This is a genomic window from Glaciimonas sp. PCH181 (genome assembly GCF_003056055.1).
Classification (GTDB): domain Bacteria; phylum Pseudomonadota; class Gammaproteobacteria; order Burkholderiales; family Burkholderiaceae_D; genus Glaciimonas.
The window spans coordinates 1038984-1065601 of sequence record NZ_PYFP01000001.1 but is presented as its reverse complement, the minus strand read 5'-3'; the positions used below and the strand labels follow the sequence as shown (position 1 = coordinate 1065601).

At 47.9% G+C, this 26618-nt stretch carries 26 protein-coding genes, 1 tRNA gene and 2 pseudogenes; 14 read left to right on the top strand and 15 right to left on the bottom strand.

The window, feature by feature from the left end:
• Positions 1 to 2: 2 nt before the first annotated feature.
• The 4 genes from rph (at position 3) to C7W93_RS04750 (ending at position 3002) form a co-directional block, all read left to right on the top strand.
• Positions 3 to 749 carry a ribonuclease PH gene (gene rph / locus C7W93_RS04765; RefSeq protein ID WP_108438989.1) on the top strand — a complete coding sequence of 249 codons (747 nt, stop codon included), beginning with the start codon at positions 3 to 5 and terminating at the stop codon, positions 747 to 749.
• 205 nt (positions 750 to 954) lie between these two features.
• Positions 955 to 1539: an RdgB/HAM1 family non-canonical purine NTP pyrophosphatase gene (gene rdgB / locus C7W93_RS04760; RefSeq protein WP_108438988.1), complete on the top strand. Its 585-nt coding sequence runs from the start codon at positions 955 to 957 to the stop codon at positions 1537 to 1539.
• The gene (gene hemW, locus C7W93_RS04755) at positions 1536 to 2813 is read left to right on the top strand and encodes a radical SAM family heme chaperone HemW (protein WP_108438987.1); all 1278 of its coding nucleotides are present in this window, start codon (positions 1536 to 1538) and stop codon (positions 2811 to 2813) included. Before rdgB ends, hemW begins: the two co-directional genes overlap by 4 nt.
• 99 nt (positions 2814 to 2912) lie before the next feature.
• A tRNA-Ser gene (locus C7W93_RS04750) sits at positions 2913 to 3002 on the top strand.
• Positions 3003 to 3378: 376 nt separating this feature from the next.
• On the opposite strand, the gene tnpB (C7W93_RS04745) is transcribed toward C7W93_RS04750, so the two are convergent.
• The 5 genes from tnpB (C7W93_RS04745) to C7W93_RS24405 form a co-directional block, all read right to left on the bottom strand.
• Positions 3379 to 3537, bottom strand: coding sequence for an IS66 family insertion sequence element accessory protein TnpB (gene tnpB, locus C7W93_RS04745; RefSeq protein WP_108438986.1), 159 nt, complete (start codon positions 3535 to 3537; stop codon positions 3379 to 3381).
• A gap of 770 nt (positions 3538 to 4307) precedes the next feature.
• Positions 4308 to 4616, bottom strand: coding sequence for an H-NS histone family protein (locus C7W93_RS04740; protein ID WP_161539882.1), 309 nt, complete (start codon positions 4614 to 4616; stop codon positions 4308 to 4310).
• 135 nt (positions 4617 to 4751) lie between these two features.
• Complete coding sequence (locus tag C7W93_RS04735) at positions 4752 to 5036, bottom strand: hypothetical protein (RefSeq protein ID WP_108438984.1); 285 nt, start codon at positions 5034 to 5036, stop codon at positions 4752 to 4754.
• Positions 5037 to 5125: 89 nt separating this feature from the next.
• Positions 5126 to 5821 carry an Arm DNA-binding domain-containing protein gene (locus C7W93_RS04730; protein WP_108438983.1) on the bottom strand — a complete coding sequence of 232 codons (696 nt, stop codon included), beginning with the start codon at positions 5819 to 5821 and terminating at the stop codon, positions 5126 to 5128.
• A 268-nt stretch (positions 5822 to 6089) separates the two neighbouring features.
• Positions 6090 to 6320, bottom strand: a complete 231-nt coding sequence (locus tag C7W93_RS24405; RefSeq protein ID WP_146177519.1) for a hypothetical protein — start codon at positions 6318 to 6320, stop codon at positions 6090 to 6092.
• Between the two features lie 140 nt (positions 6321 to 6460).
• Between C7W93_RS24405 and C7W93_RS04725 the strand changes: the two genes are divergently transcribed.
• The 4 genes from C7W93_RS04725 (at position 6461) to C7W93_RS04710 (ending at position 9877) form a co-directional block, all read left to right on the top strand.
• The gene (locus C7W93_RS04725; protein ID WP_108440482.1) at positions 6461 to 6697 is read left to right on the top strand and encodes an AlpA family phage regulatory protein; all 237 of its coding nucleotides are present in this window, start codon (positions 6461 to 6463) and stop codon (positions 6695 to 6697) included.
• Positions 6698 to 6879: 182 nt separating this feature from the next.
• Complete coding sequence (locus tag C7W93_RS04720; protein WP_108438982.1) at positions 6880 to 7947, top strand: inovirus-type Gp2 protein; 1068 nt, start codon at positions 6880 to 6882, stop codon at positions 7945 to 7947.
• Between the two features lie 99 nt (positions 7948 to 8046).
• A complete protein-coding gene (locus tag C7W93_RS25420) occupies positions 8047 to 8262 on the top strand; it encodes a VOC family protein (RefSeq protein ID WP_370446394.1) in 216 nt (71 codons plus the stop codon).
• A gap of 958 nt (positions 8263 to 9220) precedes the next feature.
• On the top strand, positions 9221 to 9877 hold the full coding sequence (locus C7W93_RS04710; protein WP_108438981.1) for an inovirus Gp2 family protein: 657 nt from the start codon (positions 9221 to 9223) through the stop codon (positions 9875 to 9877).
• Between the two features lie 294 nt (positions 9878 to 10171).
• On the opposite strand, the gene C7W93_RS25235 is transcribed toward C7W93_RS04710, so the two are convergent.
• From C7W93_RS25235 to C7W93_RS04675, 8 genes and pseudogenes are all read right to left on the bottom strand, one after another.
• On the bottom strand, positions 10172 to 10597 hold the full coding sequence (locus C7W93_RS25235; RefSeq protein ID WP_255419110.1) for a hypothetical protein: 426 nt from the start codon (positions 10595 to 10597) through the stop codon (positions 10172 to 10174).
• A gap of 174 nt (positions 10598 to 10771) precedes the next feature.
• Complete coding sequence (locus tag C7W93_RS04700; RefSeq protein WP_108438979.1) at positions 10772 to 11458, bottom strand: hypothetical protein; 687 nt, start codon at positions 11456 to 11458, stop codon at positions 10772 to 10774.
• Between the two features lie 340 nt (positions 11459 to 11798).
• Positions 11799 to 11922, bottom strand: a pseudogene (locus C7W93_RS24940) (transposase domain-containing protein); the annotation flags it as partial.
• Between the two features lie 38 nt (positions 11923 to 11960).
• Positions 11961 to 12906 (bottom strand): annotated as a pseudogene (locus C7W93_RS04695) (IS3 family transposase); the annotation flags it as partial.
• A 33-nt stretch (positions 12907 to 12939) separates the two neighbouring features.
• On the bottom strand, positions 12940 to 14535 hold the full coding sequence (locus tag C7W93_RS04690; RefSeq protein ID WP_108440481.1) for an IS66 family transposase: 1596 nt from the start codon (positions 14533 to 14535) through the stop codon (positions 12940 to 12942).
• 109 nt (positions 14536 to 14644) lie between these two features.
• A complete protein-coding gene (gene tnpB / locus C7W93_RS04685) occupies positions 14645 to 14995 on the bottom strand; it encodes an IS66 family insertion sequence element accessory protein TnpB (protein WP_108438978.1) in 351 nt (116 codons plus the stop codon).
• Positions 14971 to 15393: a transposase gene (locus tag C7W93_RS04680; RefSeq protein ID WP_108438977.1), complete on the bottom strand. Its 423-nt coding sequence runs from the start codon at positions 15391 to 15393 to the stop codon at positions 14971 to 14973. Before C7W93_RS04680 ends, tnpB (C7W93_RS04685) begins: the two co-directional genes overlap by 25 nt.
• A 344-nt stretch (positions 15394 to 15737) precedes the next feature.
• Entirely contained in the window at positions 15738 to 16451 is a 714-nt protein-coding gene (locus tag C7W93_RS04675; protein ID WP_108438976.1) for a glutathione S-transferase family protein, read from the bottom strand.
• Positions 16452 to 16563: 112 nt separating this feature from the next.
• On the opposite strand from C7W93_RS04675, the gene C7W93_RS04670 reads away from it, so the two are divergent.
• Positions 16564 to 17529: a LysR family transcriptional regulator gene (locus tag C7W93_RS04670; RefSeq protein ID WP_161539880.1), complete on the top strand. Its 966-nt coding sequence runs from the start codon at positions 16564 to 16566 to the stop codon at positions 17527 to 17529.
• A 107-nt stretch (positions 17530 to 17636) separates the two neighbouring features.
• Here the strand turns inward: C7W93_RS04670 and C7W93_RS04665 are convergent, their stop codons facing one another.
• Entirely contained in the window at positions 17637 to 18083 is a 447-nt protein-coding gene (locus C7W93_RS04665) for a MarR family winged helix-turn-helix transcriptional regulator (protein ID WP_161539879.1), read from the bottom strand.
• A gap of 165 nt (positions 18084 to 18248) precedes the next feature.
• Positions 18249 to 19607, bottom strand: a complete 1359-nt coding sequence (gorA, locus tag C7W93_RS04660) for a glutathione-disulfide reductase (RefSeq protein ID WP_108438973.1) — start codon at positions 19605 to 19607, stop codon at positions 18249 to 18251.
• Positions 19608 to 19991: 384 nt separating this feature from the next.
• On the opposite strand from gorA, the gene C7W93_RS04655 reads away from it, so the two are divergent.
• The 5 genes from C7W93_RS04655 (at position 19992) to C7W93_RS04635 (ending at position 26608) form a co-directional block, all read left to right on the top strand.
• Positions 19992 to 20999, top strand: coding sequence for a LysR family transcriptional regulator (locus tag C7W93_RS04655; RefSeq protein ID WP_108438972.1), 1008 nt, complete (start codon positions 19992 to 19994; stop codon positions 20997 to 20999).
• 769 nt (positions 21000 to 21768) lie between these two features.
• Entirely contained in the window at positions 21769 to 22944 is a 1176-nt protein-coding gene (locus C7W93_RS04650; RefSeq protein ID WP_108438971.1) for a S9 family peptidase, read from the top strand.
• Positions 22941 to 23717, top strand: a complete 777-nt coding sequence (locus C7W93_RS04645) for a cyclase family protein (RefSeq protein WP_108438970.1) — start codon at positions 22941 to 22943, stop codon at positions 23715 to 23717. Before C7W93_RS04650 ends, C7W93_RS04645 begins: the two co-directional genes overlap by 4 nt.
• Before the next feature lie 65 nt (positions 23718 to 23782).
• The gene (locus C7W93_RS04640; protein WP_108438969.1) at positions 23783 to 24775 is read left to right on the top strand and encodes a VOC family protein; all 993 of its coding nucleotides are present in this window, start codon (positions 23783 to 23785) and stop codon (positions 24773 to 24775) included.
• A 144-nt stretch (positions 24776 to 24919) separates the two neighbouring features.
• The gene (locus C7W93_RS04635; RefSeq protein ID WP_225869747.1) at positions 24920 to 26608 is read left to right on the top strand and encodes a DUF1302 domain-containing protein; all 1689 of its coding nucleotides are present in this window, start codon (positions 24920 to 24922) and stop codon (positions 26606 to 26608) included.
• The last annotated feature ends 10 nt before the right edge of the window (positions 26609 to 26618 follow it).

Below are 26618 nucleotides of genomic sequence, written 5' to 3'. Positions count from 1 at the left end.
TGATGTTGTCAGTACCTAGTATATTTATTCGCCCTAGCGGCCGTTCCGCTGACGCTTTGCGTCCTGTGCGCCTGACTCGCAATTACACCAAGCATGCCGAAGGATCGGTCCTGATCGAGTTCGGCGATACTAAAGTGATTTGTACTGCCAGCTTGTCAGATAAAGTCCCCGGTTTCTTAAAAGGCAAAGGGCAGGGTTGGCTGACTGCAGAATACGGCATGTTGCCGCGTTCGACCAACACCCGTATGGACCGTGAGGCAGCACGCGGCAAACAATCCGGCCGTACGCAGGAAATCCAACGTTTAATCGGTCGTTCATTGCGCGCAGCATTTGATCTGGAAGCATTCGGCGAGCGTACATTGCATCTTGATTGCGACGTTATCCAGGCCGACGGTGGCACTCGTACAGCTTCTATCACCGGTGCAATGGTAGCCGCTTACGATGCGTTTTCGACGTTAGTGGATCGCAAGGCAATTGCTGCAATACCTTTGAAAAATTTTGTTGCTGCGATTTCTGTTGGTGTGGTTCAGGGTACGCCAGTACTTGATCTGGACTATCTGGAAGACTCCGGCTGTGACACCGATATGAATGTCGTGATGACCGATGCGGGCCATTTTATCGAAGTGCAGGGTACAGCAGAAGGTGCAGCATTTGATCGGGCTGCACTCAATAGCTTGCTTGATCTGGCGCAAACCGGAATAGGCGAGTTAATCGCGTTACAACGTCAGGTATTGGGTTTGCCAGCATAAAGACTGGTCACAAGACTGCTTAAAGTAAGTGGGGAGCAATACTTTGCTCCCCATGGTAGTTAATTCTCTGACTGCCTTGCTCAATTTTTAACTTCTGCTGTCCGTCATAGACAGCGCGTTCTACACGGCATAATTCGTCGAGATTATGCCCTCAACTTCAAGCGGTGCTAAAGTACCGCCTTTCTTCCTCTGTTTCGAGTCCCTTATGTTACGTACGCTGGTGCTGGCATCTAATAATGCTGGCAAATTAAAAGAATTCGGTCAAATGCTCGCCCCTGTTGGTTTTGACGTCCATCCACAAGGCGAATTCAATGTTCCGGAGGCTGATGAGCCGTATTTGACCTTTGTCGAAAATGCATTAACCAAGGCGCGCCACGCAGCCCGCCTGACCGGAAAGCCCGCTTTAGCCGATGATTCCGGCGTATGTGTGAATGCCTTGCAAGGCGCACCCGGCGTATTATCCGCACGGTATGCAGGCGAACCTAAATCCGATCTCAACAACAATCGCAAACTGGTGGCAGACCTTGCTGCCCACGAGGATAAATCGGCTTATTATTACTGTGTGTTGGTATTTGTACGTCACGCGGACGACCCTCAGCCGGTGATTGCCGACGGTAGCTGGCACGGTGAAATTATCGCCGACCCGCGTGGAGCAAGTGGCTTTGGGTATGATGCCCATTTTCTCATTCCAGAGTTGGGGAAAACCGCAGCAGAGCTAACCTCTGCGGAAAAGAATGCCATCTCGCATCGCGGACAAGCGTTACGTGCGCTGGTAAAGAAATTGCAATGATTCCTATCAAATTAATTGGCAGCAAGCCAAATAGCAAAGTCGCCAAAGCCGTATCGGCAGATCGACCAGCTGAAAAGCTCGACGGTGCCGCGCAAGCAGCGCTTGCTTATTTGCAGCCGGGATCGTTAAATCTGAGTGCGCTGCCACCGTTGTCGTTATATGTACATTTCCCTTGGTGCGTCAAAAAATGCCCCTATTGCGATTTCAATTCTCATGAGGCGAAGGGCGGCTTCCCGGAAGAGGAATATCTAGATGCGTTGCGCGCCGATCTAGAAAATGCGCTGCCGCTGATTTGGGGACGTAAAGTTTACTCAATCTTCATCGGAGGCGGCACACCCAGTCTGATGTCCGCAGCAGGACTGGATCGATTGATGTCGGATATTCGAGCCTTATTACCGCTCGACGGAGCCGCCGAAATTACGATGGAAGCAAATCCAGGTACTTTTGAAGTCGAAAAATTTAAGTCCTACCGGGCCAGCGGAATCAACCGTCTATCGATTGGTATTCAAAGCTTCAACGGCCAGCACCTTAAAGCCTTGGGACGGATTCATGACGACGGTGAAGCGCGCCGCGCAGTAGAGATCGCGCAAAATACGTTCGACAATTTCAATCTTGATCTGATGTATGCGCTACCGGGACAAACGTTGGAAGAGGCGCGTCAAGATGCTGCCAGAGCCATCAGTTTTGCGCCTCCGCATCTCTCGATGTACCACCTGACGTTAGAGCCGAACACCTATTTCGCCAGATTTCCTCCCCAGATACCGGACGACGACGCCAGCGCTGAAATGCAAGACATGATCGCTGCGCTGACTACTGAGGCGGGGTATGGGCATTATGAAGTCTCGGCCTATGCTCAGCCGGGCAGACAAGCACGTCACAATTTGAACTACTGGCAATTTGGCGATTATTTAGGTATCGGCGCCGGTGCGCATTCCAAAATATCTTTCCCGCACCGCGTGATACGGCAGATGCGCTATAAACAGCCAAAAGCATATCTTGAGCAAACGCGGCTTGGTAATGTAGTGCAGGAGGAAACAGAAATTGAGCGCGGCGAGCTTGGATTCGAATTCATGCTTAACGCATTGCGGTTGAATGGCGGCTTTGAAGTCAATCTGTTTGCCGAACGGACTGGAATGTCCCTCAATATGATTGAGAAAGCTCTAAACGACGCAGAAGCAAAGGGTTTGTTATATCGCGATCACAAACTGATCAAACCTACGGCGTTGGGAGAGCGGTTTTTGAATGATTTACAGCAAATGTTCTTACCGGATTGACGGATAGTGGCGGTGGGAGAGCCAAATTTCAGAAAAATTAGATAAATTTGCACGCAGGTATCGTCAATTCATTACGACTTATGTATAATTCGACGCTCTGGAAGTGTGGCCGAGTGGTTGAAGGCACTAGTCTTGAAAACTAGCGACGGTTTATCCCGTTCGTGAGTTCGAATCTCACCGCTTCCGCCAGATATATTCACTAACCCCTTGATGTTTAAGGGGTTTTTGTTTTTTTAAGATTGTTGGTATGCCATTCGGTATGCCATCTTTGCTTGGCTCCAATTGGTAGGTGTTGGTATCGCGTGGACGGTCGCAGGCCGTCTCCGTACTGTTTTCATCTCTAACGTCCGTTCTGCAGAAGCCTGAATCACTTATGTTAGTGATTGTTGGAATCTGTCTAAATCAGGCAGCGCAAATGAGTGTCGTTGACTGCTAGGGCTTGTCTATCCACCTCGTACTGCCGTGGGGTGCCAATAGGAGGCCAGTGCCCTTGAGTAAGAGCCGGTGCACACAAACGAAAAATCAAACTGACGCAGCTAGATTTGGACGGATTTCGCCGCTTCTATCAACAACCTGAAAGCGTAACGAAGACATACAGCGCGCTGCCAAACGGATTTAACGCCAGCTCCTGCTCAATTAGCACACTCAAGCCGCCTATCGACTTCCTGAAATCAATCGGTTCCCGGCAGAGGTACACTTGTTCGATGTGACAGCCGGGATGCATCAACCCGCTCCTTGCTCGGCACGTCTCAGGGCCGCTAGCCATCCTGGTGCAGGTAGTGCGGACATTTCCAGACGTAGTCCTGAGGGTAGTACCAGCGTGCAGGCGGAAGACGATTGCGTCGCAGGGCCTTCCGCGATGCGTAGCGCCACAAATTTGCTTGGCTCACTGGATGGGCGAGGGTTAATCGATGCTTGTAATTTGCTCTGCCAATAGTACAGGGCGGCGGCAGAAATATTATGCCGCTTTGCGTAGGCACTCGTCGAGCCAGCCTCGAGTTAGACGTGTACCACGTGGTCAATCCAAAATTGCGCTTCCTTCTTCATGCTCGCTCCACCTGAAATTAGATGCTACAAGCATGCGCATATCCGGATTAAGCCACAAGCCTGTGGTTTATGGAGCACTTACAACGAATAAACTAAGCAGGATATGACGCCGCCATTGCCATTTTGAGGCACGTCTGAAGGCAAGGGCTGGCTATTTGCCGAGCAGAGTCGCGAAGTCCAAATAGGCGATGCGCTGTAGCTAATAGAGCAATATGTCGATTTTGTCGTGCTGGGTGGTTGTGCGCAATTGATGGCTCGGATACTGCTAATCCAGTAATCCTTTAACGCGAGCGAGGAGCAGTTGGAACTTTCCAACTGCTCGACCATTTGAGTATTCAGTGTTTCCTTAACTGCATTCAAGCAGTCAGTTAGGTTGGCTGCATCTTAGTCTGAAAAAGTGGAGGGTATCAATTGGCATTTTAGGCTGATTGTCTTTCATGGTAGAGTTTAATCTCCATCAGGTTTTACGCGCATGGCTTCTCGTTCTTCTTCTGATTTATCTTTAATCCAACCAGGTGTGCGCCCATGACCTGTCCATCCATTGCCGGAAGCAGGATCCTTGTATTGAAATTCCTTTTTCTTTTTCAGTGTTTTTTTTATGTGAGGATTCACGGCATAGTCTTCGGGTTCTAGGTCAAATTTACTGATGAGCTCTCGAATAGTTTTGATAGCTTTATTTGCTTCTTCCTTTTTTGCATCCTCAAGTTTTTTTGTTAATTCTTGATGCTGTTTGTAAAGTTCGTCGTAATTAGACATGATAGATTTTCCTTGTGAGTAAATGTGATAAATAAATATCATGCCATATTTTTGTGTGTCAAATCCAATTAAAGGTAAGCACCTATTTAGTTAGTGAGAACTACTGCCGCATCTTTGAGTAATCATTACCAAGATTTAGGATGGAGCATGGAGCTTGAAGATATCCTGACCTGCATCCAATTGCCATCCCCACCAACTTACAAGAGCAATGATCTGGAAAGAGTCCTTAGATATCTCAATGTATGGGCGTTTATTCGCGGTATATTCCTTAATGAATTTTATTTGAAATTCGCTATGTCGAATAGCAATTTCCTCAAAAAATGCTTTGAACCTATTTGTTTGAATAGGATATTCAGGCCAAATTTCTTTTATTGCTTCAGCTATTTTTTCACGACGATCATTTCCTTTTATATGACTCAAACAAGGGAATAAATTGGATGAGAACGCATTGGAAGATGGAGTAGATTGATTATAGTTAATTGATTCCAGTTTTTGTATGGAACGACGAACTACTCTTGAGATGTATTCAAAGGAAGTGGTAATTGCATGATTATCATTTTTTGATAAAGAAAAAAAGATAGTGTATCTGATGACATAATTTGGTTAGGAAGATCAATCAATGCATTAGCCCTTGCTGGTATCAATAGCATTAACCAGACTGCCAGATAGATTTCTGTTTCTAATCTAATATCAGTAATATTGTTATTTTTTTGTAGAGCTGTTGTTAGATTGTTTGTGAATAATTTACTCTCCTTCTTATCGCCAAGCAGTACTAGAAGACGACTATCAATAGCTGCTTTCAATTGGTAGATAAATGCGGCAGCATCTTTGAAGCTTTTAAAGCATGGTAGAGGCACTGTCGGCATTTTCCCAGCCCGAATGTCTTCATATAGCCTTTTCCGCTCAGCTTCTCGTCCTTCTTCACGCGCTTTTTTCTGTTCGGCCCATTCCTCATCCGCTTTTTTTCTTGCCTCCTCATATGTCATGGGAGGGTGGTGCCCGATTGTTCTTGTTCTGTCTTGACCGTTGCCAAAAATACGCACTTGAAATGCGTATTGCATGTCCGTCTCGCTATCAGGCACCGCCTTCAGTGAAGTCACCAGATATAGATTCTTACCGAGCGCTGTTTTTTTAGATTTTCCCTTTCCCGCTGGACGGATCTTTAGTGCATTAAGAAAATCTTTCTCTCTTGCAATTGATTGCATTTTTGGCATATCAAAAAGTAAATTATCTAATTATAAAAACCAAAATATAGCCATATAAATCACATTATAGTCCGTTTGAAATAACAAAATAACACAATGAAACTACTGTTTATACACGGTTAAATTATTTTAATTCCCGTTTAATTCACATTGGATTCACATATATTTTTATATACATACTTAGCTACTACATAGGAGAAAATGTGACATATTCTCGATATCATAGGGAGGTATGGCAGTATCGCACGAAGTAATGTTTCATCTGTGATCATACGTCAAAAGACGAATCAATTGCACGCCCTTCGCACTGGATGTTCTTTATGTCTGCTGAGGACAACTGGCTGGTGTACCTTTTTTGAGGTGATTCCGGCACACAGGTAAGAAAAATAGGCACCGGCTTGCCATGCTCTTCCACATTGATCCAGCCGATTCCGGTAAAAAAATATCGTGAGTCCTTATGTTTTGTAGAGATAGTCGGATAGCACTCAGATGCGGTCATAAAGCCTCCGGAAAGGTGTTGCTGACGTGTCGGTCTCTGCATGGGATTGCCAGGCATTGAGCCCGGTAGTTGGAATTGGCAAACTAAGATTGATCAGATGCTTATCCAGCTCTATCAATAAAAGCGAAAAAGGTAATACCATGGGCAATAAAGAAAAAGAATGTATTTTGATACGCCGTCCAGCTGTGGAAACGATCACTGGCTTAAAGCGAAGCAGCATTTATGCAAAAATGAATCCTACTTCAAAACAATACGACTCATGTTTTCCAAAGCCAATCTGCTTATCGGTGACGGGAAAAGGAAGTGTTGCATGGGTACTGGAAGAAGTGAAAGAATGGGTCTCGCATTGTATTGTTAAAAGTCGTGTTGCTGAATAAGTTCCGAATCCAACATGAATGATAAATAATATATTGACAAAAAGTATTGAGAATAAGAAGCTGACGTAATCTTGTTCTCAATTTTTTAGATGACTCATTGTCTGTAAGCGTGAGCAATGTAATTGGGTAACCAGTGCAATATCATACGCGAGGGTAAACCAAGTTCATCATATAGGAGAAAAATGGATATAGATGAAACCGAGAACAATTTATCGTCAACTGAGATATATGATCTGATAGGTAAGGAAAACGGTTTAATTGCTTGGTCAAAAATGAAAGTGAGTAATAATTACGATAAGAAAATATATATATATTCTCAAATAGAAAAATTTGTAAAGCATATCTCTTTCAATAAAAACCCCGCATTTACCAAAATTGACAACAATCGTTTTTATTCTGGAAATCGGGATCAGCCGTTGCATGCGCTCATCGGGCTTTTCAATTTCTATGTCAGTGGATATTCCCGCTACTATATTTTTAGCCCACATGTTGGGATTTTTTTCGATTGTTGCAAGGATATGAAAATATTACACGATATTGGTGAGAATGATTTTTCTGCAGAATGGCTTGATGATGAACTGAATAAAATTGAAAAATATAACGCGTTAATTGTTTCGATAGCTAAAAAATTGGAAAGTAGCGAGTTCAAAAGCACATTGAATAAACGAATGCAAAATAGCAAAAAAAACTCTGCTAGCCTATGCCTCTATGAGCAGCAGCTTTTTGACTCTTATGAAACCCTGATGATATTACGCGTGGATTTTACTTATCATGATAGCCAGGCGCAATATGTGACATTAGAACGGGCAAAAAAAGATCTGAAGCGATTCAAGGACAATATGCGTAATAAAAAACGACTTTCTCTTCATCAAGCAGGATATATCTGGCGGCTAGAATACAGGGAAGTAAAGGGCTATTACTTTCATATGATTTTTGTTTTCGATGGAGAGAAAGTATCGGATGACGTAAAGCTAGCAGAGGAGATTGGCGAGTATTGGTGCAAGTATGTCAATGCTGAATCAACTCTCACGATCAGTCATCAATCTGTACTCATTGACCGAAATTTTATCAATTACAATGAAATCTATAGGAATAGGACTGGATGTGGTATGCCGATACTACAGCGAGATGATAGCGAATTAAGAAGAGTTTTTCGTAAAAATGCATTGGGATACATTGCGATGGCTGATAGATTTTTAATGATTAAAGGAGAAAAGGGACGTTCTTTTGATAAGGGACGCATAATATAAAATATTACCAACTGACGAAGGTTCGCAATTGCTATTTGCCATGTGCTGTTTTGACTAAGGGCATGTTTTTTATTTACATCGCATGCTGAAAAGTCTCCTATGAGTAATATTGCCTTGGATTGGTTCGAAATCTACGTTCAAGACATGCATTGGGCCAAGGCGTTTTATGAATCCGTCTTGGGCGTTCAACTTGCAAAACTTAACAACCCAAAAGCAGATATGTGGGTTTTTTCCAATGCAAAAAAAGCGCTATGCCGCACAAGGTGCGCTAGTTCGGATGCCTGTGCATTTCTTCAGGTACAAACAATACCTTGATCTATTTCAGTTGTGTAGATTGCGCAGCAGAAGAAGTGAAGGCGCCGACTTACGGCGGCAAGGTGGAAAAGGAAAAATCCTCCATTGGCAGACATGGTCACATTTCGCTGATTATCGATACTGAAGGCAATACGATAGGTTTACATTCGTTTCAGTAAGCAATGGTCGTGTTATGTGTCCGCTTTGCACGGCTCAGTACTTCGTTCCTGATAATAACTATCTCCGACTATTGCGTCCGTTAGAGGAAGGCGTAACACACTTTGCCCAATGCAGATATTGGCATTGGGTTCGATCATAATTTGCCAGAGTAATGTCTGGGCCTCTCCTGTAGATATTTAATCATTTTTTAATGCTAGGGCAGCGATATCTAAGCAGATTATTTTCGGTATAAGTAGTATGTTTTATCTCTAAATATATCTAGAGATATATGGAGCTAATATTCAAGGATACCTATCTCGAATTGCTGAGGGGTAAATACACCTGCCTTAGCTAATGGTGTCGCCTACCTTGCAAGTGTCGACCAACGTATTACGCCTTCCGATACGCATGCAATGATTGTATAACTGCTTAATTCACAAACAGAACTATCTCTGCCAGAGCTAGCCTTACTTCTGGTGATGCGAACGTTAAGTCAGACTGATTCAGTTTCATTCAAATAAAAATAATAACGGATGTGGCCAACTTCTCGCTCGTCGAATGGTTTATTTATAAGCGGCATTGGGATTGAAAGTTGCAACACTATATCTCTCATGATTCCATCCTGGTATTTTGGTCTCTCGCTGTCTTGGGTCTATATTTACGATTACCTCAATCGCATGCTGTCAAGCTAGTGACACGTACGTGAGGTGCCGTGCAATGTCAATCTAACGTGGCTTGCTGAGCTCACTTATCTCGTTGAATTCACGTAAGAAAATACTCTATGCCTTGATGGTATGTAATCAATCCCTGGAGTATTAAAATGATCCGCCATCCCGCCAATTCGAACCTCACGCTTCACTTCGACGACACCTATTTGGGCTTGCCAATACAATTTGATAAGGGTCCATTCATACGTGAATATCTTCATCGACTTCATCAAACGATGACCCGTGCCATTAATCAATATCCGCGCGTATTTGCGTTCCGGTTTGATCTTCGTTTTCCCCTTAACCAGAACCCGGATGACTTCTCGTATCAGAGTGAAATAATCGAGCGTTTCATTGAATCATTGAAAGCAAAAATTAGACACAATCGTCAATTAGCAATGCGAGAAAACAAATATGCGCATGACAGCATCGTCCGTTATGTTTGGACGAGGGAGATAGGCCAGCATGGACGTCCCCACTACCACATGGCTATGCTTCTGAACTACGATGCCTTCTGCGCACTGGGCACATATTCGCCTGGACGCGACAACATGTTTAACCGACTCAATGACTCGTGGGCCAGCGCGCTAGGACTACCAGCTAAAGACGTAGTAGGCTTGGTTGAGATACCAAAGAACCCTTACTATCACATCCACCGCGACGAAAATGTAAGCATCGCGGAGTTCTTCTTCCGAGCGAGTTATCTCTGCAAATCAGCCACAAAGTCTTTCGGGAATGGCAGCCATGGATTTGGAGCAAGTCGAATCTAAGGCAGCTTTGATTTATTCGCCAACTGATGTTCTTTTACCTAAAGGTAACATGCATAATTCTAGCGAAGGTACCTGAAGCAATCAATGATGCGACAGGCCTTCGGCATCAACCAAACTTGCTATCGGCGAAGGGGTTTCGTCAGAGATCAGCAATGATGTAATCTGGCTAGATCGTGGCCTATCTTTCGATCTGTTCAAGTTTGGCCGCGATCCTGCAAATCAGCGCGTGACATATTTCCTACATATCAGTGCCCATTTTTCCTGATGGACATATTAGGGAGGGTCATATGCGCATTAATGAATACGTAAATGTATGTTTACCAAAGGCCTTGTAAAGACCTGTACGGACATAAGTGACATTGGGGCGGTAACAAGTTGTGATGCACTTGTTGCCACATATTGACGCTGGCGAACGGTGCCGAAAAAGGACATCATTCCCACTGCATTTTGTTCTTCGATGGTTCGAAGGTGCTGAAGGATGCCTACTTGGCTGCTCTGATTGGCCGGTACTGGGTGGACTTCATCACTGCTGGACGTGGCACGTTCTTTGATTGCAACGCAGAAAAAGGTAAATACAAATACCTGGGCATCGGCATGATCAGTCTTGGTGATGACGAGCTGCGCGCTAACTTGCTGAGAGTGGTGAAACATCTGACGAAAAAGGACCAATACCTGCGGAAGAAAGTATCTACCCATCGTCTTGTATTTGGGCCCGGTCACATACCAGGTGTGCGTCGCAGTAAGGCAAGACGTCTACGTTAGCTACAAAATTAAACGAGTGCGTAAAAGGTCAGCACGATCACCAGCCTCCTACGTCAGTGCTGGTACAGCCTCAAATTTCTGACGGAGGTATTTCCCTTGATCGCGCGTGATTTGATCTGATGAGCCCATGGCTTATCTGCCGACCTGTTTGAGCTTGGCAGCGAGCCAGCCGTACTTTGTGCGTATGCTTGGATCGTTAAAGTTTTTGTACTTCTGGACCAAACTCTCAAGCGTTGAATAGTGCCGTTCAAGGCCATAATTTCCGTCATCGAACTCGCCGACATGTTTCTTCGAAAGATAATCTACATACCGCCATCCATCTGTGTCTTGCGGTATGCTGATATTCAATAGGTGATCAATCTCTGTCTCGTCCATCGTATCTGGCCAAGGCCCATGCTCCAAAATATTCGCATCCACGATAATTCGCGGTGTATTTGCCGCTTGCTCAAGACGATAGGCGCGAATAAAGGCGGGGCCGAATGCCAAGGTGCCTTGATGATAGAGTTCGCCTTTCGTGATTCCACCCCGAAGCAAGATCCCGTGAGCGGCCAACTCGATAGTGAGAAAGAAAGCAGTAGATACGATGGAGTAAAGCGCCCATGGATCGGTAGCCGGTGCCGACAAAATCAAGGAGTCAGAGAATTGCGTTACGCGTATCAGATCCTCTTCACCACCAGACACCTTGGCAGCCTTCTTCATGGCCGACACGATTTCATCGGGCGTCCATGTACCATTCGCTATTGCAGCAGAAAAGCCCAAGAAATCAATAAAGGCGCAAAAGCGCTGTTCGTATCCGTTGGTCGTCGATGGAATTTTCATACAAATCCTTTTTTGCGTGGATAGGGTGCTCGGGATATTCTGAGAGAAATTTCTCGTATATACAACTAAAACGCATTGCTATTGCCAGTCTTCAGCTTTGCCGGTGTGCTTGGTCGTCTTCAGTAAGGACAAGTTAGTCTCTATTCCTTAATCGGTCGTGCAGTGACGAGGAGTTGTATAACAGGCTCATTTGCAATGCGGTAAAACAAAGGAAATCCTATCCAATTTCATAGCGGCTTGTTATCTTGTCGATCTAAGAGTTAAATGACTAAGGAGTAAGCGATCAATTGTAAGCGGCCAGCGAAGTCATCGTGACAGATACCTCCTCTGGCAATGTGCGCTATGAGGCCCGTTTCTGATGAGGGGTCCAGCGGTGCGGTAGTAGTGAGGATAATTCGCTGGTTTTTTTGGGTAGGTAAACGCACGAACACATCTTTGAGATAAAGATACGGATCGTGACCATTAAATTAAGTTTGGATATATAATGGGCTAGCCGGTCCTAGCGCACGGTCCGGTTGTAGCGCTCGACATACGCATTTTGTTGCGGATTTCCAAGCTGGATGAAATCGATTTTGATGCCTCGTTTAGCGGCCCACGCCGCTGTGGCGGCACTGATATATTCCGGCCCGTTATCGCAACGGGTTGCCCTAGGCTTGCCGCGCCACTCGATAACTTGATCAAGCGCCGAATCACCCGTTCCGAAGGCAACGAGAAATCGACTTCAATGCACAGCCCTTCACAGCTGAAGTCGCCAATCACATTGAACAACCGAATGCTGCGTCCTTCAGCGAGCTGGTCATGCATGAAGTCCATTGACCATATCTCATTAATATTGGTGGGTACCGCCAATGTGAGCGGCACGTCGCGCACGATCCGCTGGCTCGGCTTGATGCGCAGGTTCAGTTCAAGTGCCCGGTAAATCCGATAAACCCTCTTGTGGTTCCATTTAAAGCCTTTGACGTTGCGTAAATAGAGAAAGCACAAACCGAAACCCCAATTGCGCTGACTGCTCGTCAAACACACCAGTCAGTCGGCAATGACCATGTTCTCAGAGGATAACTTAGCGCAATAATGGTAACAGGTCTCGCTGATGCCAAAGGCCTGACTTGCCACGCGAATCGTGACCAATCTGTTTGCAACGGACCAATGCGCCATCTCTCTTCGCTTGGAGGGCGCTACCACTTTTTTGTTAAGGCCTCAGTGACAATATCGGCCTTAAGCCGTTCTTCCGCATACATCTTTTTTAACCGCCGGTTCTCGTCTTCCAGTTCCTTCATCCGCGTCATCAGGGACGCGTCCATGCCACCGAATTTCGAGCGCCATTTGTAGAAGGTGGCACTGCTGATGCCGTGCTCGCGACACAGTTCCGGTGCAGGAGTGCCAGCTTCGGCCTGTTTCAGAATCTGCAGGATCTGGCTATCAGTAAAGCGTGATGTCTTGTAAGCGATCAATCCACCACGTCCCTTGCGACGTAATTTGATTTATGCCGGGGCCTGGCCGGTTAGCTGTAAATTCCACGGCAGCAGCGCCTCGTAGTCATCGGCGGTATTGGCATAAGGCAGTGCCCTGAACAGCTCGGTGAGGTACTGGTAAGCGTCAAAATTCCCCGCCTTGCACGTCTCAATTAACGAATACAGATTGGCACTGGCTTTTGCGCCACCGACGGTATCGGCGAATAACCAGTTCTTGCGACCGATCACGAACGGTCGAATTGCGTTCTCGGCCACGTTATTATCAATGGGCCAAGTGCCGTTCTCGACATACCGCGTCAATTTCGGCCATTGCCCTGCCACATACTGCAATGCCTTGCCCAGCAATCCGCTCGGTGCGGTTGTTCCCAGATGATGGTCAAGCAAGGCTTTGATCGCTGCCAATACCGCTGTGCTGTATTTCATGCGCAACCGCTGTCGTTGCTGTGGCGTCGATGCCTTGGCTCGTGATTCTGCCGCGTACAGTTTACCGATCAGGGTAATGAATTGCGTGGCCGGCTGCTGCGCACTGCGCGCTTCCTTGGACAGCACCGCTTCGGCTTCAATGAAATAGCGTCTGACATGGGCCCAGCAAGCCAGGTGGACGAGTCCATTGACGGCCGATATCGCGTTATACGGCGCATAACCGTCGGTCATTAACGCAGCGCCCGCGCGCACGCCGGCCCATAGATCGGCCCCATGTTGGGTACTGCGTCCCGGCGCATAGCCGAACAGCCGTACCGGCGGACCGGTGCCGCCGTTCAGTTGAATCCACATATAAATCTTGGTTTGTGCTGCGCGCCCGGGCTCCTTGAGCACCTGGACCACCGTTTCATCGCCAAACACGACCTCGCTGTCGAGCAAATGATCGCGCAGTAAATTAATCAGCGGTTGCACCGCAATACCGATGCGCACCACACTGGCAGCGAGGGTATTGCGCGAGATATCGCCGCCAAAGCGTTTGATTAACGCCGCAATCCGGTACAGCGGCAGTCCGTCGATGAACTTGGCGGTAATGAACCAAGCCAGCGCAGCTTCGGTGAACAATCCCTTTGGAATGATGCGCAAGCGGGCCGGCGTGACTTTGATGCTTTGATCACAGCAAGGGCAGGCATATTTCACCCGCTCATGCCGGATCACGCGCACTTGCTGCGCAATAATATCGAGTTGCTCACTGACTTCTACGCCGATTTCCACCAGTATTGCGCCATCATGCGCACAGATACGTGCTGATTCTGGCAACGTGGTGCGAATGACTTCGCGTGGCAATGCCGGGTCTAGCGGCTTGCGGCCCGGTTTCTTGCGTTGATGAGCGGGAACGGTAACTTCAATTTCGCTTTCTTGCGATGGCAAGGCAGCGCTTGCGGCCAGCGCCTCTGCCTCATTGAGAAACAGGTCGCGCTGATCGGCGCTGCGCGCTTCGCTCTTGGCGCCGAATAAACGGCGCTGAAAGGCTTTGAGCTGTTCTTTGAGCAGATCACGTTCGACTTGCGTCACCCGCAGTTCGCCCCGCACCGCATCGCGTTCGGCCAATGCCGCATCGCGTTGGTCGATGAGCGTCTGAATTTCATCAGCGCTAAGGGAGGAATGAAGCTGAGTAAGTGCCATGACAGAGAACATACCGGAATGTTATGTCCGATAGGTTTACGTCATTTCAAAATAATGCCATTTCCTGTCGTCTACCGACAACAACCGGCTGAAATGGCAGTGCTTTGCCTCAACTCGCCCGCGCATAGCTGCGCGGCGGATGTTTGTGCATGGCGCTGAGGTCAATGCCATCGAGCAGCCAGTGTAATTGTTCGACGCTCAGTTCCAGGACCGCGGCTTCACGCGGCCAGGCGAAGCGGTCCGCCTCCAGTCGCTTGAACATTAACCAGAAACCGGTGCGATCCCACAGTAGCAATTTGATGCGGTCGCGCCGCCGGTTACAGAAGACATACACGGCCGGTGCAAACGGATCCAACCCCAGCGCCTGCTCGACGATGGCAGCAAGACCGTTAATGCTCTTGCGACCATCGACCGCATCCCGGTGCAAATGTACCTTCAGGTTCGGAGCGAGGCGGAACATGGCAACTGGCAAAGCATTTCAAGGAGCGACAATACCTCATCGCCGGTCGCGCAATGGGCATCGATCTCAATCCCATTGGATAATCTGGCACGTAGCGTCGGCATCCGTGCCGGCGTTACTGGATTAACCGCCACCAACGGAATAAAAGCAGAACTCAGTGCAGGCACAGGCGTAACCTTCAGCCGATCCATATCTGCCTGGCGGTGGTATTGCACAATCCACTTGCGCAATAAATTGGCATTCAGGGCATGCTGGTACGCCAGTTTGGCGACCGATATACCCGGTTGCAAACTGGCTTCCACCAATTCGCGTTTGGCGCGACGGTCGTATTGACAACGACCATCCCGCAGGCGCTTGATGACCAGAGCGCATGACAATACTGACGGATTCTCTTCCATAGGTGTCCCCTTATATAGGTGGACACCATCATCTCTAATACAGGGAGTCTTTACCAGACGTGCTCAAATGATCGCTTACGATGTCTTCATGTAAAAGATCCTCAAAATTGCATTTAAGAAAATTCTACTTTTATACGCGGCTGTCTTTTGCTGGGGGATTACTTTAGTATTTCACAGAGCTGTTCACGGCACTCCCTTACGCCAATACTATGGCGACTACGACGCGCTGCTGCCGTGGAATTTACAGCCAACGGGTCAGGTTGCTGCATAAATCATTTTGGCCACAAAGGACGTAGTTGATTGATCGCTTACGTTGATCGCCGAATAGAATGCGATGAGCCGCGCTAACTCTCTCGTACGAAATCCGGGTAGTATCGAACCATCATTCGGTCGCTATATTCGACAAGATTCTGATGGGCTTGGGCGGCATCCCGGACTGGCGATTCAAACCATGGCGTCAGCGCGCTAGCGATCTGCGCAAATACACTCGCATCTGCTCCACAAGGCCTATTACCAAGCAGGAAAGGTTTATCCCCCAATAAACGCGATAGCGATGTAAAGGAACGTGCCGCCATATCACCGATCTCATCGATTGAATGCCGTCCGATACCTTGGCCATGCAAATAAGAGAGGACGTTGCGGCGAGATCTGTCCCGAGTAATCTGCTGTACTTTCTCTGGAAGCCCGTCATAAAAGTGAGACGGCCCCTTTGCAAAATTCTCATCAATGGCCCATCTTGAGTACACCATGGTCCAGTAGATGTGGTCTTCTACCAGCCGCTCCACTGTCCAGGCAAAGGACCGTTGATTTTCATCAAAACCCTCATCCAGATCAACGGAATATGTTTTTTCCAGATATGAGCGAATAAATGTCGAGTCGGCAACGATGGTGCCATCGTCATTGATGTAGGGAAGTCTGCCTTTTGGGGCATTTAGGAGACCGTTCAATTCGCGCCGGTAATCTAAGTTCAACATTTTCAACTGCACTTCGGTTTTGAGCACGAACGGACCTGGGTCAGGCAAACCAAAACTGGGAACAAATCCATAGAGCGTAATCACTGGTGGTCTCCACTAATCTTCTAATTGTAAGAGGATTTTAATCTTGACCCATGTGTTTGGGAAGTTTATGATTTAAATTAAGATGCTTTATTTTATAAACACAAAGAAAATTATGCGATTCAATAAACTGGATTTAAATAATCTCGTCTGTCTAGACGCGCTGATCACAGAACGAAGCGTCAGTAGAGCGGCAGACCGGCTTTATTTAAGTCGCCCAGCCATGAGTTGTGCGTTAACCCGCTTACGCGAATACTTCAAAGACGATCTGCTATTCCAAGTGGGTAAAGCAATGATTCCTACCCCGCTCGCTCTATCGCTGGAGCGCCCGCTGCGCGACGTCTTACTGCAATTGCAAGCCATTACATCTACCTCCGCCGTCGACGTTGATCTGTCCAAGGTGAAACGCACGATTAAGATAACGGGATCGGATTACGTTGCTGCGATATTTATGCCTATGGTCGTTGAACGCGCATTTATTGAAGCACCCGGCATCGCGATTGATTTTCGTGCTTTTTCGCCACGTTTCTCGGAGGAGCTAGATAGCGGCGACGTGGATCTTCTCATCGTCAGTGATACACATTCTACAAAAAATCATCCAGCAGAAGAGTTGTTTCAAGATACGTTTTCCTGTGTGACATGGACCGGCAATCATGAGATCGGTGATACGCTCTCATTGGAGCAATACCTTTCATTCGGTCATGTCGACACCCAGTGGGGCGCTGGCAGACTGAAGGCCGTGGATGCTAAAGTTTTTGAAGAATATGGTGCCTCACGAAGAACCGAGGCCTGGGTGTCGACATTTTCCCAGGTGCCAATGTTTCTGACTGGTACCAATCGCTTGGGAACATTGCAAACCCGGCTCGCTCAGCTGGCCTCAAAACAATGGCCGATCCGGGTATTGCCATGCCCACTATCGATCCCACTGCTCGTCGAAGTACTGCAGTGGCACAAATATCAAGAAAGCGACCCGGTATTGAATTGGATTCGGACGTTAATGGTAACGGTAGCTGCTGAAATGTCCGCAATTGAAATAACAAAAAAATTCAAAATAAGGAAAAAAAGCATTAGCGCAACGTAAATCTGTAGATTTATGCCAAAACCAATGCCGTAACTTTTTACCCAAGCATTCTGATTGCCGACGACTCTTATCTGATCCCGATTTTGCACATGGCCTGAAATAAGTAATTAGGTGTTCGCCAGCAACTTATGCATCAGACTCTTCAATTTCTTGATCTCCTCCTGCGTAAAACCCTCAAGGAGTCGGCGCAGGACGTTCGCGTTACATTCGGATATTTTGAGATAAATAGCGAAACCTGCTTCGGTAAGCTCAAGAGTCTTCTCCCGACGATCATCCAGCGACTGCAGTCGTTTTACGAGATACTTTCGCTCCAGCCGGTCAATCATGCGAGTCATTGCGCCAGGATCATAAGACAACGTCTTGCAAAGAGTTGCTATCGACCCCGGTTGAGCGTTACCCAAATTAACGATGACGGCATACTGCGCAGCGGTGATATCCAGCGGCTGAATTTCTTGATCGAGTGCAGCGAGAATCGCAGCACGTACCTTTCCCACTAGATAGTCCAGGGCATTGCAAGGATCAAGTTCCTTTCTGTCAAATATCTTGGTTGCCAAGTTACCTCCAATAATCATTCCGGACTGCATCAGCGCGTTGCTGGCTTCGTCTAAGGCACTTCCAGTTGATCCAAGCTGCGCAGGGCACGTCATGTCCGTAGCTGAAATACGGGATACGGTAGCGCGCGCAATCGATGTGTTTTTATCGGCCTGTCCAAAGAAAAATCATAACGCTGTGCGCATGGTCACAAACTCTTCCGCCATCGTGGGGTGAATCCCAATCGTTGCGTCGAACTGCGCTTTGGTTGCATTGCATTGCAGTGCCACGGCAAAACCCTGAATGATTTCACCAGCCTCGGCACCGACCATATGAACGCCCAGCACGCGGTCGGTACGGTCGTCTACAATCAACTTCATGAAAACGCGTTCCCCACTACCGCTTAAGGTATGCTTCAGTGGCCTGAACTGCGTCTTAAAGATGCGCAACTTTCCATACACTTGGCGTGCCGCTGCTTCGGTCAGACCAACCGTGGCAACATTAGGGTGACTGAACACTGCGGTCGGGACCTTATCGTACGACATGGTCGCCTTTGCACCATTGAACAAGCGCGCGGCAACTATCATGCCTTCTGCCAGCGCGACTGGCGTCAACGCAATACGATCGACTACATCGCCAATCGCATGTATCGATGCCACGTTGCTGCAAAAATTATCATCCACCATCACCGCCCCGTTGGCGTGCATGCGGACCCCGGTATTTTCCAATCCGAGCCCACGCGTATTCGCGTGGCGACCCGTGGCAAAAAGCACGCAATCGGTTTCGATCGTTTTAGCGCTTTTAAAAGTCACCTGCTTAATACTATGGTCGCCAGCATCTTCGCTGATGGCGTGCAAATCGGCTTCGAACAGAATATCGATCCCTTTTTTTGTCATTTCTTGCGCCAGGAAGACGCCCAGATCGGCGTCCATGGTGCGCAGCAACTGTGTGCCGCGATATGCCAATGTTACCTCGCAACCCAGTCCGTTCAGGATCGAGGCCAACTCCACAGCGATATATCCGCCGCCGCAGACGAGCGCCCGGTTCGGCAATGCATTCAAGCGGAAAAAATCGTCAGAGGTAAGGCCGTGCTCGCAGCCCGGCAACTCCGGCAGCGTCGGCTTGCCGCCAGTCGCGATTAGAATATGCCTACTTGTGAAAAGTCGGCCATCAATTGAGACCGTATGCGCATCCAGTATCTGCGCATGTCCTTCCAGAATTCTGACACCGGAATCTTTTAGTAACTTTCGATACACTTCGTTGAGTCGTTCAATTTCGCGGTCTTTGTTTGCGATCAGCGTCTTCCAGTCGAAAGCAGCCTCGCCCAAGGTCCAGCCAAAGCCACGCGCGTCAGAAAAGTCGTCAGGAAAATGCGCTGCGTAAGACATCAATTTTTTTGGTATGCATCCGACGTTGACGCAAGTGCCTCCCAGGTATTGCTGCTCGGCAATCGCAACCCGCGCGCCATATTGGGCGGCAAACCGACTGGCGCGAACACCGCCTGAACCGGCACCAATCGTAAATAAATCAAAATCATATGTGCTCACGATTCAAGCCCTTTAATAAAAAATGCATTTTCTTTACTTGTTTAAAATTCGGGTCAGTAACAAAAGTTGATTGCTCATCTACACTTTTGTTTACTGGATCGAATCGAGTGTTCGCGCGGCTTGTAAAACCACAAAGTACGCGCAAGGTAACCGCTCACTGGCGAGCCCGTCCCGCATGAAGGGGAAACCTGGTAATTGGAAGGCCGATGTTGAAGCGACGTGGCAATTTTCCTGCGAAAATTTGTCTCCTTCCATTTTTGGAGATGTTATGGCCGCTTATCAGCCGCCAAAATCTTGTTGCTCCGATTGTCAAAGAACGCGTGACATTTTCACAGTTTATTGTTTAAATTTGATGCATTTACCAAATCAATGTGGGGAGTCTGTATGCGTTACAATAAATTAGACTTGAATCAACTCGTTGTCTTAGACGCAATTCTTGCCGAACGCAGTGTCACTAAGGCGGCAGACCGTTTGTTTCTAAGTCAGCCTGCCACTAGTTGCGCACTATCACGATTACGTGATTTCTTCGAAGATCAATTACTTACGCAAGTGGGTAAGACTCTCGTCCTTACTCCGCTGGCCGACAGTCTTGTGAAGCCGGTCCGGGATGTGCTGCTCCAAGTGCAGGCGATTACCACGACAAAGCCTCACTTTGACCCAACAACCTCAATGAGGAAGATCACAGTTGAGTGCTCAGATTACGTAATGAATGTCTTTATTTCGGAGGTAATTCGACGTGCCGCTTGGGAGGCGCCGCTTATGCAATTTGATCTTCGTCTGATTGGCACGCATTCCCACGAAAACCTCGATAGTGGAGAAATCGAGCTTTTAATCGCACCGGAATTTTTTACCTCGGCAAATCACCCCTCAGAACCTCTGTTTGATGACACTTTCTCCTGCGTCACATGGATTGGAAATACGTCGGTAGGCGACGAGCTTACGATCGACGATTACATGTCGTTAGGCCACATTGGTACTGAATGGGGTGCAGGACGACTGCTCACGATTGATGAGCGGCTAATCGAAAAGCACGGGTATGCCCGACGTCGGGAAGTTATCGTTCCAAGCTTTACTATCGTGCCCGGCATGCTTGTCGGTACAAATCGCGTCGCGACTTTGCAGACACGTTTGGCCAACATCATGGTGCGAAACGCTCCTCTGCGCATATTCCCATGCCCTATTGCGATCCCGGGGATTGTCGAAATGCTTCAATGGCATAAATACCAGGAGCGCGATCTGGCGATATCCTGGTTCCGTGACTTGCTCAAACGTGTCGCAAACGAGATGCCGAAAATACATGCGCCGACGAGTGAGGAATCCAGCGACAAGAACGAGATCGATCCGCGAAAGAAAAAAAGGACACGGACTGCACCACAAAAGGTGAAATCCTAACATCTGCAATCTACGCCGGATGTGAAGGGGTATCGCCCGATATCCCACCGGCCGCACATTCTCGCGATCCTGCTCAATGCCATTGTGCCCATAGTGCGCGCGGGAATCCGCAACTGACACGATTACTGCCGATGAATATTCATGTCCATACCCGGAGAGTCGCGTAAACACCTCGAATACCAAGCAAGGGCAGCGCGTTGCCGAAGCCCAAGGAGTGGCTGTGCTGTGCTATGACGAGACAATCGACGTCGCTGTTGACCGTTAGAGCCGCGCAGCATCAGTATTGATATGGTAAATGTATCCAATTTAAACAATAAACTGTAAAAATATCGCGCGCTCTTCGATAATCAAAGCAACAAAATCATGACAGCCGATAAGCGGCGATGGCATGAGCATAATCGAAAGAGACAATCATGACGCTGCATCAGTACGGCATGCAAAAAGGCGAACGAGAATTCTTTATATTCCCTCCTAAAACCAAAGCCGACAATCTGCTTAAGGCCTTTCACAGCGTGCAGGCTCATCGCTTGCGATCGAGGTCGCGCTGCCAGAGGCGCCTCGTTTCTTGAGTGGCAGGTAAAGGAAAACAACGCCGCTTCGGCTACCCATATTCAACATTTTTCGACCGTTGGGCGATCAGGTTCGGATAAAAGTTCTGAGCCGTATGGCAAAAGAATATTTTGTTGTGATCGATGTTGTTGTTTTGTCTTCCAGACTTGCTTAAGTCAACTTCTATAACCAGATTATTTAACTCTTAAGGACATTACAAATGCTCGAATATTTTCCAAGCAATTACGTCTGGAACCTGTCAGCCAATCTTGCGCTATCAATGGGTGGTAACTATGGTGAGGTCGATACCATCTGTCGTAAGCTGATTGACGCGTCCAAGAACGGGGATGATGCCGGCACCGAAGCATTTTTTTTTGCATGGTGTGAACAGGCAGATCGATTGGTCCAGCTAGCGCTGGAAGATGAGGCTAAAGGCCGCATCTTGAGTGCTGGCGCAAAGTACGGCAGAGCGTCCACGTATTACCTCACGGCCGAACGCATGCAGGAACGCAATTTTGCGCCAAGAAAAGAAGTCTTCAAGAAGATGCTCGATTCCTTCGCCCGCTTCGTCAAACTACATGAAGAAAATTGCGAGCGTGTCACTTTCCCATATCAAGGTAAGGCCCTAGCCGGTTTGTTTGTCCGCGCCGAGGGTCCCGCAGGCCGACATGCACCGTGTGTTGTACACATGAACGGACTTGATAGCACGAAGGAAATGATCTATGGCTCCGGCATTGCGCAATCGCTGGCAAAGCGTGGCATCTCGTCGTTGATGGTGGACCAACCCGGAGTTGGTGAAGCGCTCAGGCTTCACGACCTGCCTGCCATCGTTGAATGCGAAATTTGGGCAGCTGCGGTGATTGATTATCTGGAGACGCGTTTGGATGTCGATCCGGATCGCATTGGGGTATCTGCCTGGTCGCTCGGCGGCTATTACGCACCACGCGCGGCAGCATTTGAAAAACGAATCAAGTTGTGCGTTGCGTGGGGCGCGAACTACAACTGGGGTGAACTGCAAAAGCGCCGCCTCGCCCGTGAGGGAGATTGTCCAGTTCCGCATTACTGGGAACATGTCCAATGGGTATGGGGCAAGAAAAGTTTGGAGGAGTTTATGGCGTTTGCTCCCCGTGTCACGCTAGAGAATGTAGTCGACAAGATTACCGTTCCTTTTCTTGTGACCCACGGTGCGAAGGATCGGCAAATTCCGTTGGAGTATGCGCACCAGGAATACGAAGGTGCCATCAATAGTCCCAAGCGTGAACTCAAATTCTTTACAGAGAGAGAAGGTGGAGTAGAGCACGTTAGTGCAGATAATCAGGACAACGCGCGCGATTACATCGCGGATTGGATTGCAGAGACATTTATTGAACTTGGTGCAAGCGGCATACGGACATGACCAGGGAAATAATTGACCTCTCGATCTATCTCGAGAATGACATCGTGTCCGACCCGCCTATATACAGGCCAAGGATCGACTATATCAACCACGAGATGTCAGTCCCCGAACTGGTCAGTTTTTTCCCTGGCTTGGAAGCCAAAGATCTTCCAGATGAGGAAGGGTGGGCAATTGAAAGAATTCAATTGATCACGCATAACGGTACGCATCTCGATGCACCTTACCACTTTGCCTCCACCATGAACAAAGGCGAACGAGCGATCACCATCGATGAGGTCCCATTGGATTGGTGTTTCCAGCCCGGTGTAAAACTTGATTTTCGCCATTTCGCTGACGGCTATGTAGTGCAGGCTTCTGACGTAGAGGCGGAGCTGGCGCGTATCAAACATGCGTTGAAGCCATTTGAAATCGTGTTAATTAACACGCGAGCCGGCTCCCGCTATGGTAACGACGATTATGTTACGTCAGGGTGCGGTATGGGGTATGACGCCACCATGTATTTGCTGGAGCGAGGAGTACGCGTAACTGGCACGGATGGTTGGAGTTGGGATGCGCCATTTGCCTATACGAAGGAAAAGTATGCCGCAACTAAAGATGCAACATTGATCTGGGAAGGTCACAAAGCCGGGCGTGACATTGGCTATTGCCACCTCGAAAAGCTCCACAACCTTGAGGTGCTGCCCGCCGATGGCTTCATCGTCTCCTGTTTTCCGTTCAAGATTCGTGCTGCCTCAGCCGGATGGACAAGGGCCGTTGCCATCTTGGATCGATGAGTCGATAGCAGCAGTAGCCAGGTGGCGCAGTCTTGGAACAGAGTAGGAATATCAAAGGAAATATTATGGCCATTATTGGAATTGAGACTCTTATCTACGGTGTTGACGACATCGCACTGTGTACAAAGTATTTTGACGACTTCGGTTTGACTCTTATCGCATCAAGTGCGACCGAAAGCCATTTTCAGCTTGAAGATGGGGCAAACGTTATTATTCGCCATATCACCGACCCATCTTTACCAAAATCGGCGGTGATGGGAACAGGTGTCAGGGAGGTGGTCTGGGGTGTCGACTCACAATCGAGCCTGGATCGTCTTACTACCGACCTGGAGCGCGATCGTGACATCAAGCGTGAAAGCGACGGCACCGTAAGATTCTTAAGTGATTGCGGCTTGCCGTTGGCACTTCGGATATACGCCAAGAAAAAAGTAATCACGGCTCCAGATCCTCTTAACTCTCCTGGAACCGTTAATCGTCTGAATCGGCCTAGAAAATGGTTGACACGTGCTAGGCCAAAGACGATTCAGCACGTTGTTTTTACCTTCCAGGATTTTCAAAAGTCGTTCGATTTTTTTAAAGATCGACTCGGCTTCCGCCTGTCGGATTATCAAGAAGGTTTTGGAATCTATGCGCGTTGCGACGGTGCAAACAATCACCACAACATCTTCTTTATGAACGCTCATGCGCCACTCCCCGGACATGACGGAAACGTCCGCTTTCACCACGTTAATTTTGGCGTTGCAGATATTGACGAGGTCATGGTTGGTGCTAACCACATGGAACGGTGTGGTTGGGATAAGTCGCATTTGGGCCTCGGACGCCATCGTATCGACTCCGCGCTTTTTTACTATATTCCGAGCCCGACAGGTGGTGAGACTGAATATGGTGCCGATGGAGACTATGTCGACGATAGCTGGATTCCGCGACGTTGGAAGGAGCCTCTGTTTGGTTATCTGTCCTTTGTTCATAACGTGCCGCCCTTCTTTCAAGAGCCACCGGCATGGGACGTCGAATATTTCGAAGGATATACGCCGGCCAAGAAAATGCATCACAAATGATGGCGGATAGAAACGCCAGAAAGGGAAGAGCAAGTTAGGCACCAAAGTAATGGTGTTTGCAAAACTCTTTCCGTATTAAGAAAGGACCGACAAAAAAATACCGATTAAAAAGGTATATCGGAATTCATAAAAAAGGAGACAGTAGTGAAATATTTTAAAACTTCAAAAAATGGTTTTAAACGTAGTGATTCCGCGCGTCATTTCCCCTTTCGCGCACTTTCGCTCGCAGCGATCACGATGGTCAGTAACGCGTATGCTTTTGAAATGGATACAGGTAACCCAGATCTGAAAATGCATTGGGATAACACCTTCAAGTATTCCGACGCATTTCGACTCAAAGGGCAAGCGCCGTTGCTGACTTCTGACCCAAATCAAGATGACAGCGATCGTAACTTCAATAAGGGCTTGATCTCCAATCGGCTGGATCTTCTGTCGGAATTCGACGCTACTTACAAAGATTTCGGCGTGCGTGTCAGCGGAGCCACATGGTATGACAGTGTCTACAAAAAATCCAACGCGAATACCAGTACTCCAAATACAGTAAATGCCTTTGGACTACGGAATAACCAGTTTTCCAGTGCAACTCGCAGTTTAGATGGACAGAAGTTTGATTTACTGGATGCATTTGTATCTGGAAAAGCCGGTATCGGCGACATGCCGATAACCTTTCGGATTGGTCGGCACGCTTTAATTTGGGGGGAAAGTCTATTCTTTGGCGGAAATGGCATTGCAGCGGGCCAGGCACCGATTGATCTAAATAAGGCATTGGCAGTTCCCAACTTAAAATTTAACGAACTGATTCGCCCTGACAATCAAATATCGGCACAGATTCAAATCACCCCGAATGTCTCAATCGGCGGCTACTACAAGTTGAGTTGGGAAGCAAACCGTCTGCCGGGTATGGGTAGCTATTTCGCCGGTATCCTCCCCGACTTTGCGTTACCAGGTGGGAATATGCTGTTTGTTCCTGGCGCCGGAACAAACGCTTTTTTTGGGCGCGAAGCTGACATGAAGGCAAAGAACTCCGGTCAGGGTGGACTGCAGCTGAAGTACCGACCTGAAGGTAGCGACATTGATTTGGGCTTTTACGCACTTCAATACAACGATCGGAGTTTTCAGGCATTACTAAAGCCCGGTGTCTTCACCTCTGCTCCGCTCGCGCCCAATCAGATCGGTCAATATCAGCTTGCCTACGCTGAAGGGATTAAAACCTATGGTACAAGTGCGAGCACTTCAATAGGTAATGTCAACATAGCTGGTGAGGTGTCGGTTCACCGAAATCTCGACTTGCAAAGCACGGCGGGGCTAGATTTTAGCAACTCAAGTAACAATAGTTCGAATCCGCTCTACGCAGTTGGAAACTCCTTGCAAGCGCAAGTCTCCTGGATCATGACATTAGGGCCTAACTTTATTTCCCGCGAGGCGAGCTGGATTGGAGAGGTGGCATGGAACCGCCGTACCAGCATCACGAAAAATCCCGGCACACTTGATCCGAATTCAACCCGCGATGCCTGGTCCCTGCGTACGGTCTACGAACCTTCATACCGGCAAGTATTACCTGGCTTAGATATTAGCGTCCCGTTTGGCATCAGCTATACGCCAAAAGGCAGTCGATCTTCTGTAGTCGGTGGATTTGGAGTCGAAAATGGCGGTGATATGAGTATCGGTATTAACGGGGCGTATCTGGATGTGTGGCACTTCGGCTTGAACCTGACGCATTACTACGGCCCCCTCAATACTCCATTGGTTACTGTCGCCGTTACCAATCAGACCTTTGGGCAGAGTTTAAAAGATAAAGATTTTATCTCGTTCAATGCCAGTCGCACATTCTAATACTTGAAGG

What these genes read in the sequence shown, in the direction of transcription:
- rph (WP_108438989.1), top strand. Translation starts at nt 3, where the DNA reads ATGTTGTCAGTACCTAGTATATTTATTCGCCCTAGCGGCCGTTCCGCT.
- rdgB (WP_108438988.1), top strand. Translation starts at nt 955, where the DNA reads ATGTTACGTACGCTGGTGCTGGCATCTAATAATGCTGGCAAATTAAAA.
- hemW (WP_108438987.1), top strand. Translation starts at nt 1,536, where the DNA reads ATGATTCCTATCAAATTAATTGGCAGCAAGCCAAATAGCAAAGTCGCC.
- tnpB (WP_108438986.1), bottom strand. Translation starts at nt 3,537, where the DNA reads ATGCATCCCGGCTGTCACATCGAACAAGTGTACCTCTGCCGGGAACCG.
- C7W93_RS04740 (WP_161539882.1), bottom strand. Translation starts at nt 4,616, where the DNA reads ATGTCTAATTACGACGAACTTTACAAACAGCATCAAGAATTAACAAAA.
- C7W93_RS04730 (WP_108438983.1), bottom strand. Translation starts at nt 5,821, where the DNA reads ATGCAATCAATTGCAAGAGAGAAAGATTTTCTTAATGCACTAAAGATC.
- C7W93_RS24405 (WP_146177519.1), bottom strand. Translation starts at nt 6,320, where the DNA reads ATGACCGCATCTGAGTGCTATCCGACTATCTCTACAAAACATAAGGAC.
- C7W93_RS04725 (WP_108440482.1), top strand. Translation starts at nt 6,461, where the DNA reads ATGGGCAATAAAGAAAAAGAATGTATTTTGATACGCCGTCCAGCTGTG.
- C7W93_RS04720 (WP_108438982.1), top strand. Translation starts at nt 6,880, where the DNA reads ATGGATATAGATGAAACCGAGAACAATTTATCGTCAACTGAGATATAT.
- C7W93_RS25420 (WP_370446394.1), top strand. Translation starts at nt 8,047, where the DNA reads ATGAGTAATATTGCCTTGGATTGGTTCGAAATCTACGTTCAAGACATG.
- C7W93_RS04710 (WP_108438981.1), top strand. Translation starts at nt 9,221, where the DNA reads ATGATCCGCCATCCCGCCAATTCGAACCTCACGCTTCACTTCGACGAC.
- C7W93_RS04700 (WP_108438979.1), bottom strand. Translation starts at nt 11,458, where the DNA reads ATGAAAATTCCATCGACGACCAACGGATACGAACAGCGCTTTTGCGCC.
- C7W93_RS04690 (WP_108440481.1), bottom strand. Translation starts at nt 14,535, where the DNA reads ATGGCACTTACTCAGCTTCATTCCTCCCTTAGCGCTGATGAAATTCAG.
- tnpB (WP_108438978.1), bottom strand. Translation starts at nt 14,995, where the DNA reads ATGTTCCGCCTCGCTCCGAACCTGAAGGTACATTTGCACCGGGATGCG.
- C7W93_RS04680 (WP_108438977.1), bottom strand. Translation starts at nt 15,393, where the DNA reads ATGGAAGAGAATCCGTCAGTATTGTCATGCGCTCTGGTCATCAAGCGC.
- C7W93_RS04670 (WP_161539880.1), top strand. Translation starts at nt 16,564, where the DNA reads ATGCGATTCAATAAACTGGATTTAAATAATCTCGTCTGTCTAGACGCG.
- C7W93_RS04655 (WP_108438972.1), top strand. Translation starts at nt 19,992, where the DNA reads ATGCGTTACAATAAATTAGACTTGAATCAACTCGTTGTCTTAGACGCA.
- C7W93_RS04650 (WP_108438971.1), top strand. Translation starts at nt 21,769, where the DNA reads ATGCTCGAATATTTTCCAAGCAATTACGTCTGGAACCTGTCAGCCAAT.
- C7W93_RS04645 (WP_108438970.1), top strand. Translation starts at nt 22,941, where the DNA reads ATGACCAGGGAAATAATTGACCTCTCGATCTATCTCGAGAATGACATC.
- C7W93_RS04640 (WP_108438969.1), top strand. Translation starts at nt 23,783, where the DNA reads ATGGCCATTATTGGAATTGAGACTCTTATCTACGGTGTTGACGACATC.